Below are 16,692 nucleotides of genomic sequence, written 5' to 3'. Positions count from 1 at the left end.
GAATCATGGACATGACTATTGGTGATTTTTTATTGCGACGCTTGCGCGAATTCGGCATTCGTCATCTGTTCGGCGTACCCGGGGATTACAACCTGGCATTCCTCGAACAGGTCGAGTACTCGAACGAAATCGAGTTCATCGGCAATTGCAATGAACTCAACGCAGCCTATGCCGCGGACGGCTATGCCCGGACCCAGGGCTTTGGCAGCGTATTGACCACCTATGGAGTCGGCGACCTGAGTGCGCTGAATGGCATCGCCGGCGCCTACGCCGAACGCGTACCGGTTATTCTGATCTCCGGCATGCCGCCCCTGCATGCGATTCTCGACCGCGCGTTGTTGCACCACACGCTGGTCGACGGCAACTACGACAACGTGATGATCACCCTGCGCGAGTTCACAGTGGCGCAAGCCCGCATCACGGTGGAAAACGCAGCAGCGGAAATCGACCGGGTGTTGCTGACCTGTTATCGAGAGCGACGACCGGTATATCTACAGCTACCGTCGGACCTCGCCACGCTGCAAATCGAAGTGCCTGAACATCCATTGCAGTTGACCGAAACCCGCAGTGATCCGAACCAACTAAAGGAAGTGGTTGAGCAGATCGTCCAGCGCCTTTCACACGCCAGCACGCCGACGCTACTGGTGGATGCAGATGTCTCGCGTTTTGGTCTGACCGGCCTGGTGCAGAGCCTGGCTGAAACGCTGAACGTACCGTTTGCAACCATGGCCCCAGCCAAGGCTATGCTGCCGGAATCGCATCGTCTGTTTCTCGGGACCTACGTCGGCGCTGGTTCGGCTCCGAGCGTACGTGAAGCGATTGAAAACTCAGACTGCGTGATCAGCATCGGCGCTCGATTTACCGACACGAGCACGGGTCTGTTTTCGCAAAAATTCAGAGCCGGCTCGTTGATTCAGCTGCACCCCTATGCCGTATCCCTCAACCGTGTCCACTACACCGCCGTATCGGTGCGACAAGTGCTGGCGGGCGTTCTTCAGCTGGCCACGAAGCGCCTCCAGGCCTGGCCGATGCGCGAGTTGCGCGAGCAACGTTCAGTCACGCCGTTCGAGCCACAACCGGATGCCAAGCTGAGCCAACTGCGCTTCTGGCAACGCATCAGTCACTTCATAAAACCGGGCGATCTGATCATCGCTGAAAGTGGCACTTCTTCAGCCGGTCTCAACGGTTTGAGCCTGCCGGAAGATGTCACCTTCATTTCCCAGCCGATCTGGGGCGCTATCGGTTTCACTCTGCCGGCCCTACTCGGCTCGCTGGTGGCCCAACCGCAACGCCGGCAGATGCTGTTCATCGGCGACGGTTCGATCCAGATGACCGTGCAGGAGCTGTCATCGATTCTGCGTCGCGACCTCAAGCCGATTATTTTCCTGATCAACAACGACGGCTATACCATCGAGCGCCTGATACTCGGCGAGAACTCCAGCTACAACGACGTCAACCGATGGCGTTACGCCGAGCTGCCGTATGTACTGGACACGCGCAATCGCTCTCGACGGCTGATCGTGCACACCGAAGATCAATTGGAGGCCGCTGTCGAACAGGCGGCGACAGCCAACGAGCTGGTGTTTATCGAAGTGATGATGGAGCGGATGGATGCCCCAGAGTCGCTCAAGCGTTTCGCGAAGATGTTTGCCGATTTCGATTTCGGTCCCAGTCCCAAAGCGACCGAAACGTTGTCGATGGCAGTCTGAGCCAAAGGCATCGGCGGTGGTCACCGCCCATGCCTTCTTGCCTCCAGTGACCTTCAACGGTCACCCTCTGCATCAGGCGATGGAGCGAACCACGCCACCATCAACACGCATCGCCGCACCGGTGGTTGCGCTGGCTTGAAGCGACGCCAGATAGACCACCAGATTCGCCACTTCTTCAGTCGTCGCCAAACGCTTGATCAGCGAGCTTGCGCGATGTTGCGCGATGAAGCTCTTCTCCAGCTGCTCAGACGGCACGCCTTGTTCTTCGGCCATCTGCGCGAAGAAACCGCCGACACCTTCAGAACGCGTTGGCCCCGGCAGTACCGCGTTGACCGTCACACCGGTGCCGGCCAGCGTTTCCGCCAGACCACGAGAGATTGCCAGCAGCGCGGTTTTGGTGGTGCCGTAATGGACCATTTCAGCCGGAATCTGCAACGCCGATTCACTGGACAGGAACAACACTCGACCCCAGCCACGTTCAGCCATGGCCGGTGCATAGTGACGTGACAGACGCACTGCGCTCATCACGTTGACGTCGAAAAAACGCTGCCAGTCGGCATCGGTAATATCAAAGAAACCCTTGGGCTCGAAGATCCCCAGATTGTTCACCAGGATGTCGACATTCGAGACTTTGGAGAACAGTTCCTGCGCGCCTTCCACGGTTCCCAGATCGGCTGCAAGACCGATCAGCCGAGCACCCGGCAGTCGGCTCAGAATGTGCTCGATAGCCTTGCGCACCCTCTCCTCGCTACGCCCGTTGATGACCACTTCAGCACCCGCCTCGGCCAGACCGAAAGCAATAGCCAGACCAATACCGGCCGTGGAACCACTGACGATCGCGCGCTTTCCGTGCAACGATATGTTCATGCTTACTTCCTCCGATGGATGATGTAACGACACAAAAGGCGGACTCAAGGTCCGCCGTAATTGATTCGAAAAGCCTGGCGCCTCAATCAGTGGTACCGGCATCAGCCGTTGCCAGCGGATAAATCGACTGCCAGCCGCCACCTAGTGATCTATATAGCCCAACCATGGCCAACGAGACCGTGGTCGAGCTTTCCACCAGTTGTTCCTGATTCGCCAACAAGGCGCTCTGAACCGTCAGCACGTTGAGAAAATCCACCGCCCCTTCGACGTACTGGCTTTGCGCAGTTTCCAGCGCAATCCGGTTCTGCCGCACCGCTTCGGCCAGTCGGTCACGTCGCAGTTGGCTGGCGTTGTACAAGGTCAGCACATCATCAATTTCATGCCAGGCCCGCAGCACCACTTGTTGGTAATCGAGCGCCGCTTCCTGTTGTTGTGCCTCGCGCAACTTGAGCATCCCACGCAAACGTCCACCCTCGAAAATCGGCAGGCTCAACTGTGGGCCGATAGCAAATTGGCGCGAGCCCCAGGATCCGAAATCCGATAGCTGCATCGACTGGAAACCAACGTTGCCGGACAGACGAATGCGCGGATAGAAATCACCCTTGGCCACTCCGATCCCAGCCGTCGCGGCATGCAGACGGGCTTCGGCCTGACGAATATCCGGGCGACGCTCGGCCAGCTCCAACGGCAAGCCAATTGCGAAGTTTTGTGGGGTTTGCGGTACTTGCGCCGGTCGTTCCAGTTCGGCCTGCAAGGCTCTTGGTGGCTCGGCCAACAGCAGGCTCAAAGCATTGATCAACTGTGCCTGGCGCTGTTCGAGCGACGGTAAGCGAGCTTCGACTGCGGCGACCTGCGCAGCGGCTTCAGCCACATCCAGATTGGTCGCGATGCCATCAGCCAAACGCATCTGCGACAGCTTCAGGCTGTGCCGGGAAACATCAAGGTTCTCGCGAGTGACCGCGAGGGTGCTCTGCACGCCGCGCAGCTGAATGTAATCGCGAGCGGTCTCGGCCAGAATCGACAGCAGGACCATGCGCCGGTCGTTCTCAGCCACCTCGACCGATGCATCGGCCACTTCCACTTCGCGTTTGACCCGGCCCCACAAGTCTAGCTCCCAGGCAGCGGTGAAATCGCCCTCCCAGAGATTGAAGGCAGACTTGCCGCCCTTGCCCGAAGGGTCACTCAGGCCCTTGCTGCTGTTGCGTGCCCGCTCATAGCCGACACCGGCATCAAGGCTCGGATATTGATCGGCGGCGATGGTCTGGCGCGCCGCTCGACTCTGCTGCAGACGAGCACTGGCGATTTTTATATCGAGGCTGCTGGTGACAGCACGGCGAGCCAGGGCAGACAACTGCGTATCGTGAAAGATGTCCCACCAGCGTTCTTCAACCGGCGAAGCCTCTGGGCGACTGGCGGCAGCCTGGCCTTGCAGCACGGACCACTTTGCGTTGCCTGGCCCCTGAGGCTTCTGAAAGTCCGGACCGACGCTGCAAGCCGAGAGCATCAACACGCTCGACAACAATAATGGCTGAACAGGGAAAGTCCGACTCATCGAAGGGTGACCTCTTTACGTGCGTCGTTGCCCTGCGGGTCCTGCGTCTCGATACTGGCTTCCACCGACATGCCCACACGCAAGCGGTTCGCCAACGGTTGATCGGCATCCAGCGCAATCTTCACCGGTATCCGCTGCACGACTTTGGTGAAGTTGCCCGTCGCATTGTCCGGCTTGACCGAAGCAAAGGTCACCCCGGTCGCCGGCGCAATACTTTCGACCCGACCGGTGAGGCTCTCGCCACTAAAGGTGTCGACGCGGATCTTCACTGGCTGCCCTGGCTGCACATGCGTCAACTGGGTTTCCTGGAAATTGCCAACCACATAGGCCCGCTCCAGAGGAACAATCGCCATGATCTTCGCGCCTGGATTGACATAGGCCCCGACACGCGCAGCACGTTCACCGACTACACCATCCATCGGTGCCACAAGACGAGTGTAGGACAGATCAAAACGGGCCCGTTCCAAGGATGCCAACGCATGTTTGTGGCCTCCGTCGGCACTGTCGAGCTGGGCCTTGAGGATATCCACCTGCTTGCGCGAGGCGGCCAAGGCAGCGGTCGAATTGGCCAAGCGGGCGCTGGCTTGATCCACCCGGCTGCGGGCCTGCTGAGCATTTTGCACGGTGCCGGCGCCCTGGCCTGCGAGATGGTTGTAGCGCGTCAGTTCGTGCTCCGCGAATGCTTGCTCAGCCTTGTCGGCAGCCACCATGGCCTGCGCCTGAGCGATCAATGACGACTGGCGTTCCAGCGTGGCCTTCGCGTTTTGAAACTGCGCCTGCGAAACCAGTGACTGTGCCTCGGCCGCCTGGAGCGCAGCCTGATAGTCACGATCATCGATTACCACCAGCAATTGACCGGCCTTCACCGGCTGGTTGTCCTCCACCAGCACCTGACTAATAAAGCCCGAAACCTTCGGCGCCACCAACGTGTAGTCCGCCGTGATAAACGCATCGTTAGTGGTTTGCAGCGAGCCGGAACCAAACAGGCGCGGCGCTGCCAGGTAGATGACCCCGCCAAGAGCAACCAAGGCAACCGTGTACAAGGCAATTTTCTGATTTTTACTCGTAGTCATAACGACTTTCTCTCTGAATGGAACGCTATGCCACCGCACGAGGTGGATAGATCCGGGAAGGCATCAACGGGATCAACAGAATCAAGGCCAGTGCCAGCAGCACCATGCAGTAGTACAAGTCCGAAGACGTCAGTACGACCGCCTGTTCGTGGATGCGATGGGCAAGCCCCGCAGCATCGCTGTCTGCCAGAGGCGAGTTGCCCAGGCGATCGACCAGCATGGTTGAGTGGAAATGCAGCCGCGCCGTGGTCAGCGCCTCCAGCACGCCGGTAGCAAGGACCGCCGAAAAACCTTTGACGGTGTTGAACCAGGCGGAAGCGAACGGGCCGTCTTGCGGCGCCAGGCCACCGGTAGCGAGCATCAGCAACGGGATCACCGCCATCGGCTGACCAAACACCTGGAACAGCTGCAAGATGTAGAAGTTGTCACGAATCCACTCGGAAGTGATTTGCGTGCCGCCAGCACAGGCCAGCGCCAGCAATCCAAGACCGATTGCCAGAACCCATCGGCAGTCGACCCGACGGATGTTGCACAAGGCCGCCACCAGCGGTAACGCCAGCAACTGTGGCAAGGCCACCATCAGCAATACCGGCGCAGTTTGTACCGGGCGATAACCCTGCACCTGAGCCAGGTAGCTGGAAGGGATGATGATCACCGCCAGCAATACGATCAGTACCCCGCCGAGGGTTAGCAACGAGTGCGACAGGTTCAGGTTGGTCAGCATCTGCAATTTGAAGAACGGCAGCGGGTGCGACCATTCATTAATAAAGAACAACACCAACAGCACCAGACCGCCGCCAAGCAGCCAGCAGATCAGCGTGGACTCGAACCAGTCCAGACGATTGCCCTGGGACAGACCGATCACCAGCGCACAAATCGCCGGCAAACCGAGCAACAGGCCACGCCAATCAAACTGTTTGAAACGCTCAAAGCGCATCGGGTCCTGCGGCAAGCCATATGCAACCGCGACCATCGCCAACAAGCAGGGTGGGACGATCTGCCAGAACGCCCATTGCCAACCGACGTATTCGGTCCACAACGCAGCCAACGGAGTCCCCAGGCTCGGGCCGAAGGTGGCAGTCAACGCATAACTTGCCAGCCCGTAAAGCTTGACGCCGGGCGGGAGGAAACGCAGCGCGACGGTCATCAGCATCGGGGGCAGACTGCCCCCGGCCAGCCCCTGCAAAGTTCGTAACACCATCAGGCTTTCGAGGTTCGGAGCGAACGGGCAGAGAATCCCAAGCACGGTAAACGCACCGATGGCGCTGAGAGTGAAGCGACGCAAGGAGAAGGTGACCGAACACCAGGGCGCAAACGCCATGGCCGAGACTGAGGTGGCAGCGTAAGTGGCGATTAACCAGGTACCTTCATCCGCACCGATATACAGCGCGCCACGAATGTCAGGCATGGCCACTTTGGTGACCATCTCGTTGAGACCGGCCACCAATACGGCAATCAGCACCCCGATCAGCCCGATCACAATACGCAGGCCAAACACTGGCGCAGCGGCCGGTGCGGGTTTCGCCACCTCCAGCGCCGGGGCCATAACAGCAGAGGCTGCGAGCGAACTCACGGGCTCACCTGTCGGCCAGCGCCCCGAAAGATAGAAAACAACACAAGGCACATTGCGTCATGACTCCAGGTAAAGGATTTACCTGGATAGTTTATGAAGACGCAATAGTTCCGAAAACTGACATATGGGAAGCTTTAAGCTGCACCCAGCGCACGTATCAATCCACTGGCTGCGATAAGCCGGGGTTGTGCTCGGCCCGAAGGGGCTTGCGGCGATCCTGCAAGCGCAAGCTGCTTCAAACCCGTGGCGAGGAGTACTTGGCGCAGCTCTCTTTCAACGTCTGACGCAGCCAGCGATGGGCCGAGTCGTTATCAAAGCGTGGATGCCAGGCCTGCATGATCACCACCGTCTCCAGCGCCATAGGGATACGGAACGAACGCAACGGCAACCCCAGCCGCGAGACGCTCCACAACACATGCTCCGGCAGCGGCAGCAACAGGTCGGAATCGGGCAAGGCGAACATCGCCGAGTGAAAGCTAGGGGTGATCAACGCGACACGCCGCTGCAAGCCCATCCCGGCCAAAGCGGTATCGATCGGCCCGGTTGCACGCCCGCGTCGCGACACGCTGACCTGCGCATAGGAGGCGAAACGTTTGGGAGTGATTTCTTCCTGAAAGATTGGGTGATCCACCCGGGCCAGGCCGACAAAGGTCGTGGTGAACAGGCTCTGGACTTTGATTTCCGGCCCAAGATTGCGCGTCGCACTGATATAAAGATCGATCCGCCCTTCGCGCAACGCGTCATCCTCACCCTCGCCTTCCGGCACGAAGCGCAGCACGGTACGTGGGGCCTTTTCGCGCATGATTTCCAGCAGCTGCGCACCAAAGGCCGCGACAAATACGTCATTCGCCCGCAAGTTGTAGCAGCGTTCCAGCGTCGTCAGATCGACCTCGTCACCCGAAAGGAACACTTGCGCCGCTTGCTCGACCAAGCTGCGCACCTGAGCCCGTAATGCCAGCGCCTTGGGTGTCGGCACCAGGCCACGCCCGGCGCGCACCAGAATCGGGTCACCGACTGCGCTACGTATCCGGGTCAAGGTCCGGCTCATGGCCGCGGGGCTCAAGCTCATGCGCCGGGCGGCACCGACCACACTGCCCTCGTCCAGCAGCGCATCCAGGGCCACCAGCAGATTCATATCTGGAAGATGCACAACAAACACTCCTTGTGAAAATCAATTAATCCTGGCGCAATCCTAGCAGTTTCTGACCAAACACCAATGGGCGCGAAGCCTGCGCCGTATGCAACTATTAAGTGCGCGACGAACCATTTACCTAAACGTACGATTTTCCAAGAATACCTGCTTTCCGTTAACTCCCGGTTGGAACAGCCATGCTTCGCTCCTTACTCGTTGCTATTGATGGTTCGCCCCAGAGCCGATCGGTCCTGGACCTGGCCGCACAGTATTCCAAGCTGGGTGCCGCTCGACTCTACGTCCTGCTTTCCGTCGACAGTGCGTACACCCTGCCTTCGGAAAATGGACACATCGAGCCTGCAGATGAGCAGGAATATCCCGCGGCCAGCAGCGAGCAACATATAGCCAATAACGCCATGCAAGAGGCGCTGGACTATTTATGGTCACTCGGGCTTGACGCAGAAGGCGTGGTCATTGACGGAGAGCCGGCCTCTTCGATCGTTTCGCAAGCCGACCGGCTGAAGGTCGACTTGATCATCGTCGGCCACCGCCATCTTTCGCGGATCAACCGTATCTTCGACCCTTCAGTCAGCGCCCGAGTCATCGAAGTCGCCCGCTGCCCGGTGCTGGTCGATGTCCGCCCCACGCCAGGCCAGCCCCAGCATTGAGCAGCCTTTTGCGGTCTTCTGACCGAGGCCCTGAATCTCGCGGGTGATATATGAAACTGGAATACCTTTTATTGGAAAAGCATGGCCATGTGGCGATGATCACCCTCAACCGCCCCGAGGTGCTGAATGCGCTTTCAGCCGGACTGAATGCCGAATTGGCGCGTCTGCTCGATCATCTGGAAACAGATGACGAAACTCACGTAGTGGTGATTACCGGCAATGAAAAGGCCTTCGCCGCCGGTGCCGATATCAAGCTTATGAAGGATTGGAGCTACATGGATGTGTACAAGGCTGACTTTGTCAGCCTTGACTGGGAACGCCTGAGCACCTTTCGCAAGCCGAGTATCGCCGCGGTTGCCGGCTATGCGCTGGGCGGAGGCTGCGAGCTGGCGATGATGTGCGATTTCATTATCGCAGCGGAAAATGCCCGCTTCGGCCAGCCAGAGATCACCCTCGGTACCATCCCCGGCGCCGGTGGTAGCCAACGACTGGCAAGGTTTGTCGGCAAATCCAAGGCCATGGATATGGTTCTGACCGGGCGTACCATGGATGCCGCCGAAGCGGAACGCTGTGGTCTAGTCAGTCGCTTGGTTCCCACCGCGACGCTCATCGATGAGGCCTTAAGGAGCGCGTCGCTCATCGCCGGTTATTCTACCCCTGTGACACTACTGGCCAAGGAAGCGGTAAACCGCGCCTTCGAAACCAGTCTGGCAGAGGGCGTGCGCTTTGAACGCCGACTATTCCACTCGACCTTCGCTATCGAAGATCAGAAAGAAGGCATGAATGCGTTCAGCGAAAAACGCCCGCCCCAATTCAAACACCGCTAGGGAAACTGAGAACGGCTTCTATCTCTGGAGAGATACCCAGCTGACACGAATCGAACGGTTGAGTTGGGTATTTCACCAGAGATGGAAGTCTTTTTCAGAGTTTCCTTAGGCGAGAATGCTCGCCAGATAAAGGTGTCAGATGACCAAACAACGCCGTTCCTTTTCTGCTGAATTCAAACGCAAGGCTGCCGACCTCGTGCTCAAGCAAAACTACAGTTACATCGAAGCTAGCCGTTCACTCGGCGTCGGCGAATCGGCATTACGCCGCTGGCGTTGACCAGATTCAGAAGGAGCGCCTAGCTCATATTCAGTCAGGATGACTGGCAGGCGCTTCATGATGGCCACCCTTGGGTAGGCTGACCCCCTGTTTGAGCCAACTCAATGATGGGGCATCGAAGGACTCTATAGATCTCCGAAATCACCTGCATCGTTGCGTCTTCGATCGTTCCTTCATTACGGCATAAAACCCAGCCGTGATCCGCAATCGCTCGCTCGAACGCCTTGGTACAAGCGACATGTTCTTCCAGCTTATGGATCACAGTACTGCTCAGCCCACGCCGTCGTGCCGCTGCCCTCTCCCATGAAACTTCAGGGGCGGTGACAACCCCGACATGCAGGTCTGGCACTCGCACGTTTCGATCAATATTCAACTGTAGAATCTCTGCAAACGGGACTATCCGCCGAAACGCGGCATCAGACGGGTACCAGCGATCGATCAAGATGATGCTGCCTGGTGGCTGTTTAGCCAGCACGTGGTGGGAAATCCAGGTACGGCTATCAGCAAAGCGCTCACAAACCTCCAACTCCAAATCCCGGGTGGGATTTCTGACGAGTTTGTTAACGAGGGTCATTGTTTCACCCCTATAGGGATCGCTTTTTTTCTCGCAAAGTCGGATCACCTTTTTGTTGTCTGCCCGCAATACTTTCGTAACGGCCTCCAACAGTGTGGTTTTGCCGGCTCCCTTGGGCCCATCTAGAGAAACAAACAGCGGACGATTCATTCTTCACATAACGATTGATATACGGTTTTTTTTGCCCTGTTCGTTCGCTCGAACCGCTTGGTGCGATTACGCGAATCGAGTGGAGGGCCCTTATGAGCAGACATTGATGAACACTCTAACCCGGTTTCTGGCTGACGGGTTTCAAACTTCCTCAGGGGGCTTGTGGTGTTCATGACACGGGAATGATTTTCCATAGGTCGCTAACCGGCGAGGCTTTTGGCTAACGCAATCGAATACCCCAAGACACGCATGCCAAGCCATTGCCATGAAATAGACCGTCAGCCTTTAGCGTTGAACTCAATGTCGTACGTGCCGTCTAGCGCATAGGTGGGCCAACACTCAGGCTCTCATCCCTGTACGTATCAAGGACATCGCCATGACCGCTACCACCGCACGCTTGAATTACATGCATGACACCCTACTAGGCCCAATCGCGAAAAGCGTTGAATGCAATGTCGTCATTACGCCCATCACGCCGGGCGCTTGTCAGGTACAGGTGCTATCCCCAGTGCCAGATGACCTACACAAAGCGCATTCCTTGACCATTTTTCTTTCATCAAGAGAACACCTGACCGGCACAGTCGCTCATACGCGAAAACTGGATAACGGCGATTTGGAATTGCAGATCGATGTATGACAATCCATCTCCAGGGCGTCTGCAATCAGCCATCGAGTGTGCAATGGTCATTGCATTTGCGACGGGCTGGGACTGCGACCTGGTGACTTAGGCATCAGCAGGTCGAGCAGGTATATCATCGTTCTCCGCGTGTTCCCCCATGACTATGCTGCCCGCCGATTCGAGCTTTCTCCGCTTTGTCGGTTGCCACATTGGCGTTTTGTTCGCTTTTACGCCCTGCCTCTTTAACTTTTTGAGGGTCGTCGGAAAAGCCGTGATGCGGTTCTTGTCGCTTGGTCATGTCTAATCTCCTTTAAGAAAAAACAGTCGCCTTCATTGGAACTGCGTCTTGAAGCTTCGTCCCCCCGGCATGACCAACGGACGCCCCTAAGCAAGCGTCAACAGAACGTTACCTTTTCGAGATATCTCAAAAAGCCTCGCAACCGCTAATCAGTTAGTCCGTTTTTTTGACACTTCCCCGATATGCGGTCACAACTTTTGCCCTCCGTTGGGTCATAACACGGTGGCTGTCGATGGAATATTGGCATCTACCGAGGTTTTCGCCAGATACGGAGATAAGCTCATGATTTTCAATGTGCAAAATTTTGGCGCCAAAGGAGATGGCATCACTGACGACACGGCGGCAATACAAAGTGCAATTGATGCGGCGGCCGCTGGAGGCGGTGGGCAGGTGTATATGCCGACCGGAACTTATATCGTTTCGGGAGGTGAGGAACCCTCCGACGGTTGCCTGATGCTCAAGAGCAACGTCTACCTGTACGGCGACGGCATGGGCGCAACCACGGTCAAGGTGGCTGACGGTTCCGACACCAAGATCACCGGGGTCATCCGCTCCGCCTATGGCGAGGAAACCCACGATTTCGGCGTCAGCAACCTCACCATCGACGGCAACCGTGACAGCACCACGGGCAAGATCGACGGTTGGTTCAACGGCTACATTCCCGGCGAAGCAGGCTACGACTCCAACGTCACCCTCGACAGCGTCGAGATCAAGGATTGCTCCGGATACGGTTTCGACCCCCACGAGCAGACCGTCAACATGGTCATCAAGAACAGCGTGTCCCACGGCAACGGCCTGGACGGCTTCGTGGCTGACTTCCTCAGCAACAGCACCTTCGAAAACAACGTCGCCTACGACAACGACCGGCACGGCTTCAACATCGTTACCAGCACCCACGACTTCACGCTCACCAATAACGTTGCCTACGACAACGGCGGCAACGGCATCGTGGTGCAGCGCGGCAGCGAGGACATCCCCTCCCCCAGCAACATCACCATCACCGGTGGCGAGGTGTATGGCAACGGCGCCGAAGGGGTGCTGATCAAAATGTCCAGTGAGGTGACGGTCAGCGGCGTCGACATCCACGACAACACCAGCGCCGGGATACGCATCTACGGCAGCAATCACGTCGAGATCATCGACAACACGCTCACCAACAATTCTCTGGGCAGCCCCGTACCGGAGATCATCATCCAGTCGTACAACGACACCCTGGGCGTGTCCGGCAAGTACTTCAACGGCAGCGATAACACCATCCAGGGCAACATCATTATCGGCAGCAACCTGTCGACCTACGGCGTCGCCGAACGCAACGAAGACGGCACTGATCGCAACGCCATTATTGGCAACACCATCAGCCACACCAGCAAGGGTGCCACGCTGATCTATGGTGACGGCAGCTACGTCAGCGCCACGGTGCCGATGACCACCGTGCAAGGTACGGCTGGCAACGACACCCTGCTGGGCAGCGCCGCCAGCGAGATTTTCTACGGCGGTGCCGGCAACGACACCATTAATGGCGGGGCCGGTGGCGACATTCTGGTGGGTGGCGCAGGCATCGACAAACTCACCGGCGGTACCGGCGCCGATACGTTCCGTTTCGCCGCTCAGTCCGACAGTTACCGCAATACAACCACAAGCTTCGATGACATCATCACCGACTTTGACGTCAGCCAGGACAAGATCGACCTCGCCGGCCTCGGTTTCACCGGCTTGGGCAATGGCCGTGGCGGCACCCTGCAGGTCAGCTACAGCGCCAGCAGCGACCGCACCTACATCAAGGATTACGATGCCGACGCCAGCGGCAATCGCTTCGAGTTGATCCTCTCGGGTAACCTGACCAGCGCCCTGACGGCCAATAACTTCATCTTTAATCGGGTGATCACCGGCACCAGCGGCAGCGACTCGCTGTTGGGCAGCGATTCGGCCGACACCCTCCTCGGCCTGGCGGGCAACGACAGCCTCAGTGGTGGCGCGGGCGACGACAAGCTCGACGGTGGTGCCGGAATGGACACTCTCACCGGTGGCGCCGGAGCGGACACGTTCGTGTTTTCCAATCGCCTGGACAGTTACCGCAACTACAACACCGGCGGTGCCAATCTTGGCGACCTGATCACCGATTTCGATATCACCGCCGACAAGATCGACCTCTCGGCCATGGGCTTCACCAGCCTGGGGGACGGCAAGAACAATACCGTGTACGTGGTGCTCAACAGTGCCGGCACCAAGACTTACATCAAGTCCCTGACCGCCGACGCCAATGGCAACCGCTTCGAAGTGGCACTGGACGGCAACTACCTCGGCAAGCTGACCAGCGCCAACTTCGTCTTCGCCACGTCGTCACCAACCAACCAGACGCCGGTGCTGGCCACGCCCCTGACGGATCAGAACGCGACCGAAAATACCCCGTTCAGCTATGCGGTGCCGGCCACCAGCTTCACCGATCCGGATAATGACAGCCTCAGCTACACCGCGACCCTGGCCGATGGCAGCGCCCTGCCCGCGTGGCTGAGCTTCAATGCCACCAACCTGACCTTCACCGGCACGCCGACCAGCACCGCGTCCGGCAATTACAACGTGCTGGTCAAAGCCACGGACCCGGCCGGTGCGTCGGTCAGCGATAGCTTCGCCCTGTTAGTGGCCGATGCGCCCGCCAACACCCTCACCGGCACCAACAATGCCGAAACCCTCAACGGCACGGCGGGTGCGGACTTGATCCTCGGCCTCGGTGGCAACGACACAATCAAGGCCGGCACCGGCGCGGACATCGTCGGCGGCGGCGCCGGACGCGATTCGCTGTACGGTGGCGACGGTGCCGACACCTTCCGCTACACCAACGCACTCGACAGCTACCGCGACTACGACACCGGTGGTATCACGGCCACCGACACGATTTATGACTTTACCGTGGGCGTCGACAAGATCGATGTTTCGGGCCTTGGCTTTCTCGGCCTCGGCGATGGCAGTAATAGCACGTTGTACATCACCCTCAACGCGGCCGGCGACAAGACCTACATCAAGTCCGCCGAAGCGGATGCCGATGGCAATCGTTTTGAAATCGCCCTCAGCGGCAACTACCTCAACACCCTGACCGCCAGCGACTTCGTGTTCGGTGAGAGCGCCCAGCAGGACATCCTCTACCTGCCCACCCTCGGCCAATCCAATGCGCGCTTGCTGCGCATGACGGAGGACGACAATCAGTCCGGCACCTCGATGCTGGTCAACGACCTGGACCGCTACACCCCCTATGACGTGCGCAGCCAGTTCACTGATGCCAATGGCAACGGCATCGACATCGCGGTGGGCGGCAGCACGGTCACCGGCCTGTCGACTCTCAGCGCCGAGGAACTCAAGTTGTGCTGGTGGCTGACCGACACCAACCAACCCGGGGCTGCGCTGTTGCGCGCCGTGACGCTGCTGCGGGACCAGCTCACCGAACTGCAATCCATCGATAACGTCACCCTGGGCATCATTTGGGGCCAGGGTGAGGAAGCCGCCCAGGAGATCGCCCGCGCCACGGACAAAGCTGCGGCAGCAGCGGCCTACAAGGCCGCGACCCTGAAGGTGTTTGATTACCTGCATGCCCAGTTCGGCAACTTCAGCGTGTACTTGATGGAAACCGGTCACTACGAACAGGACGCGGCGCGTGCCCGTGGTTATTCGGAAGAAAAGATTGCCTCCATCGTCGAGGGGGTTGGCTATGTCCGCGCCGCCCAGGAAGCCATCGCCGCCGAGCGCGCCGACGTCAAGCTGGCGGTGGACTACACCGACCTCCCCTTGCGCTACGAAGTCGATCCGCTGGCGTATCCCAACGACGTCTGGCACCTGCACGAGGAGTCGGCGGAGATCGTCGGCCAGCGCCTGGCCGACTACATTGCCAATGACCTTGGCCTCCAAGGCAACCCCAACGACAACAACAGCGTGCAGGACATTTTCGACAACGCGCAGAACATGATTTCCGGCACCGACCAGGCGGATACCCTGGTGGGCAGTTCGGGCAACGACACGCTGGATGGCAACCTGGGCGCCGACACCATGACCGGTGGCAATGGCAACGACGTCTATGTGGTCGATAACGCGTCAGACCGCGTGGTGGAAACCAACACCTCGACCTCGCAGATCGATACGGTGCAGGCCTCGGTCAGCTGGACCCTGGGCGCCAACCTCGAGAACCTGGTGCTCACCGGCGTGTCGGCCATCAACGGCACCGGCAATGAGCGGCAGAACTTCATCACCGGCAATGCCGCCAATAACGTGCTCGATGGTGCCGCAGAGGCCGACAGCATGAGCGGTGGCGATGGCAACGACACCTACTATGTCGACAACGCCGATGACACCGTGATCGAGACCAACAGCACTGCGGTGCTTGGAGGGGTCGACAGTGTGCACAGCAGCCTGGCGGCCTATACCCTCGGCAATAACGTTGAGCGTCTGTATGTCGATAGCACGGGCGCCGCCAATGGCACGGGCAATGCGCTGGACAACACGCTGTTCGCCGGAGCCGGCAACAACGTGCTGGACGGGCGCGATGGCATTGACACGGTGTCCTATGAACGCGCCCTGTCCGGCGTTACCGTAAACCTCTCGACGTCAGCGCAACAAAACACCGTGGGTTCCGGGCTCGACACCTTGAAGTTCTGCGAAAACCTGACGGGAAGCGCCTACGCCGACAGTCTGTCGGGCAACAGCGCCGCGAATGTTCTGAACGGTGGTGCGGGCAACGATACGCTAGTGGGCGGTTCGGGCAATGACCGGTTGATCGGCGGTGCTGGCACCGACAACCTCACTGCTGGCACTGGCGCGGATACCTACGCGTTGGGTGCGCTATCGGACATGAGTGTCGGGGCTTTGCGCGATGTGATCAACGGCTTCAAGAGCACCGAGGGCGATCTTCTGGATTTCACCGGCCTGGACGCCAAACCGCTGACCACCGCTGTCGATGCCTTCACCTTCATCGGCAGCAACGCCTTCGACCCTGCCGACGCCACCGGCCAACTGCGCTTTGCCGATGGCATTCTCTACGGCAGTGTCAACGCCGGGGCCTCCCCCGAGTTCGAAATCCAATTGGTGGGCGTCCAGGAGCTGCACGCCAGCGATTTCACAGCCTTGGGTTAAGCCACATGCTGTGGGAGCGGGCTTGCCCGCTCCCAGGGGATTTGCAGTGCCCGAAAGATCAAAGACCAACACGGACAATGTCGGGTATAGAGAAATGTTGCTCCCTCACCACGTGATAGGTGTCAATTTTGAACCTGGTTGTCACCCTGCTTGTTTAGCCCCAAGGGGTGAAAAGCGCCCTCAGTAACCCTGGATTCCCCGGACGTAACGGCGACCGGCAACGGTAGGCGGCAATCTGGAACTGATCGGCAACGTCAA

At 58.8% G+C, this 16,692-nt stretch carries 12 protein-coding genes and 1 pseudogene; 6 read left to right on the top strand and 7 right to left on the bottom strand.

Annotated features, from left to right (window positions below):
* Positions 1-5 precede the first annotated feature (5 nt).
* Positions 6-1,709 (top strand): alpha-keto acid decarboxylase family protein, encoded by a 1,704-nt coding sequence (locus ACYZT2_RS14995; protein WP_461965135.1) that lies wholly within the window; start codon positions 6-8, stop codon positions 1,707-1,709.
* A gap of 72 nt (positions 1,710-1,781) precedes the next feature.
* On the opposite strand, the gene ACYZT2_RS14990 is transcribed toward ACYZT2_RS14995, so the two are convergent.
* From ACYZT2_RS14990 to ACYZT2_RS14970, 5 genes are all read right to left on the bottom strand, one after another.
* Positions 1,782-2,576 carry an SDR family NAD(P)-dependent oxidoreductase gene (locus tag ACYZT2_RS14990; protein ID WP_461965133.1) on the bottom strand — a complete coding sequence of 265 codons (795 nt, stop codon included), beginning with the start codon at positions 2,574-2,576 and terminating at the stop codon, positions 1,782-1,784.
* 82 nt (positions 2,577-2,658) lie between these two features.
* On the bottom strand, positions 2,659-4,128 hold the full coding sequence (locus tag ACYZT2_RS14985; protein WP_461965131.1) for an efflux transporter outer membrane subunit: 1,470 nt from the start codon (positions 4,126-4,128) through the stop codon (positions 2,659-2,661).
* Positions 4,125-5,201, bottom strand: coding sequence for an HlyD family secretion protein (locus ACYZT2_RS14980; RefSeq protein WP_461965129.1), 1,077 nt, complete (start codon positions 5,199-5,201; stop codon positions 4,125-4,127). The genes ACYZT2_RS14985 and ACYZT2_RS14980 overlap by 4 nt, the downstream gene beginning before the upstream one ends.
* A 25-nt stretch (positions 5,202-5,226) precedes the next feature.
* Entirely contained in the window at positions 5,227-6,747 is a 1,521-nt protein-coding gene (locus tag ACYZT2_RS14975) for an MFS transporter (protein WP_461973117.1), read from the bottom strand.
* A 262-nt stretch (positions 6,748-7,009) separates the two neighbouring features.
* The gene (locus ACYZT2_RS14970; protein ID WP_461965127.1) at positions 7,010-7,924 is read right to left on the bottom strand and encodes a LysR family transcriptional regulator; all 915 of its coding nucleotides are present in this window, start codon (positions 7,922-7,924) and stop codon (positions 7,010-7,012) included.
* Between the two features lie 179 nt (positions 7,925-8,103).
* Here ACYZT2_RS14970 and ACYZT2_RS14965 point away from each other — a divergent pair, with 179 nt between their 5' ends.
* The 3 genes and pseudogenes from ACYZT2_RS14965 to ACYZT2_RS14955 all read left to right on the top strand — a co-directional run.
* A complete protein-coding gene (locus tag ACYZT2_RS14965; RefSeq protein WP_461965125.1) occupies positions 8,104-8,574 on the top strand; it encodes a universal stress protein in 471 nt (156 codons plus the stop codon).
* Between the two features lie 50 nt (positions 8,575-8,624).
* Positions 8,625-9,401 (top strand): enoyl-CoA hydratase, encoded by a 777-nt coding sequence (locus tag ACYZT2_RS14960; RefSeq protein WP_461965123.1) that lies wholly within the window; start codon positions 8,625-8,627, stop codon positions 9,399-9,401.
* A gap of 139 nt (positions 9,402-9,540) precedes the next feature.
* Positions 9,541-9,697: pseudogene (locus ACYZT2_RS14955) on the top strand (transposase); the annotation flags it as partial.
* A gap of 36 nt (positions 9,698-9,733) precedes the next feature.
* On the opposite strand, the gene ACYZT2_RS14950 reads toward ACYZT2_RS14955, so the two are convergent.
* Entirely contained in the window at positions 9,734-10,402 is a 669-nt protein-coding gene (locus tag ACYZT2_RS14950) for a dTMP kinase (protein ID WP_461965121.1), read from the bottom strand.
* A 376-nt stretch (positions 10,403-10,778) separates the two neighbouring features.
* Here ACYZT2_RS14950 and ACYZT2_RS14945 point away from each other — a divergent pair, with 376 nt between their 5' ends.
* Positions 10,779-11,039 (top strand): hypothetical protein, encoded by a 261-nt coding sequence (locus ACYZT2_RS14945; protein ID WP_461965119.1) that lies wholly within the window; start codon positions 10,779-10,781, stop codon positions 11,037-11,039.
* A gap of 115 nt (positions 11,040-11,154) precedes the next feature.
* Here ACYZT2_RS14945 and ACYZT2_RS14940 read toward each other — a convergent pair whose 3' ends face one another.
* Positions 11,155-11,319 (bottom strand): general stress protein, encoded by a 165-nt coding sequence (locus ACYZT2_RS14940; protein ID WP_253551918.1) that lies wholly within the window; start codon positions 11,317-11,319, stop codon positions 11,155-11,157.
* 282 nt (positions 11,320-11,601) lie between these two features.
* On the opposite strand from ACYZT2_RS14940, the gene ACYZT2_RS14935 reads away from it, so the two are divergent.
* Entirely contained in the window at positions 11,602-16,434 is a 4,833-nt protein-coding gene (locus ACYZT2_RS14935; RefSeq protein ID WP_461965116.1) for a M10 family metallopeptidase C-terminal domain-containing protein, read from the top strand.
* Positions 16,435-16,692: the final 258 nt, after the last annotated feature.

The sequence above is a fragment of the Pseudomonas sp. MDT1-85 genome (assembly GCF_054898065.1).
Note: the sequence above shows the minus strand (reverse complement) of the source record. Positions and strands in the feature narration are given on the sequence as shown.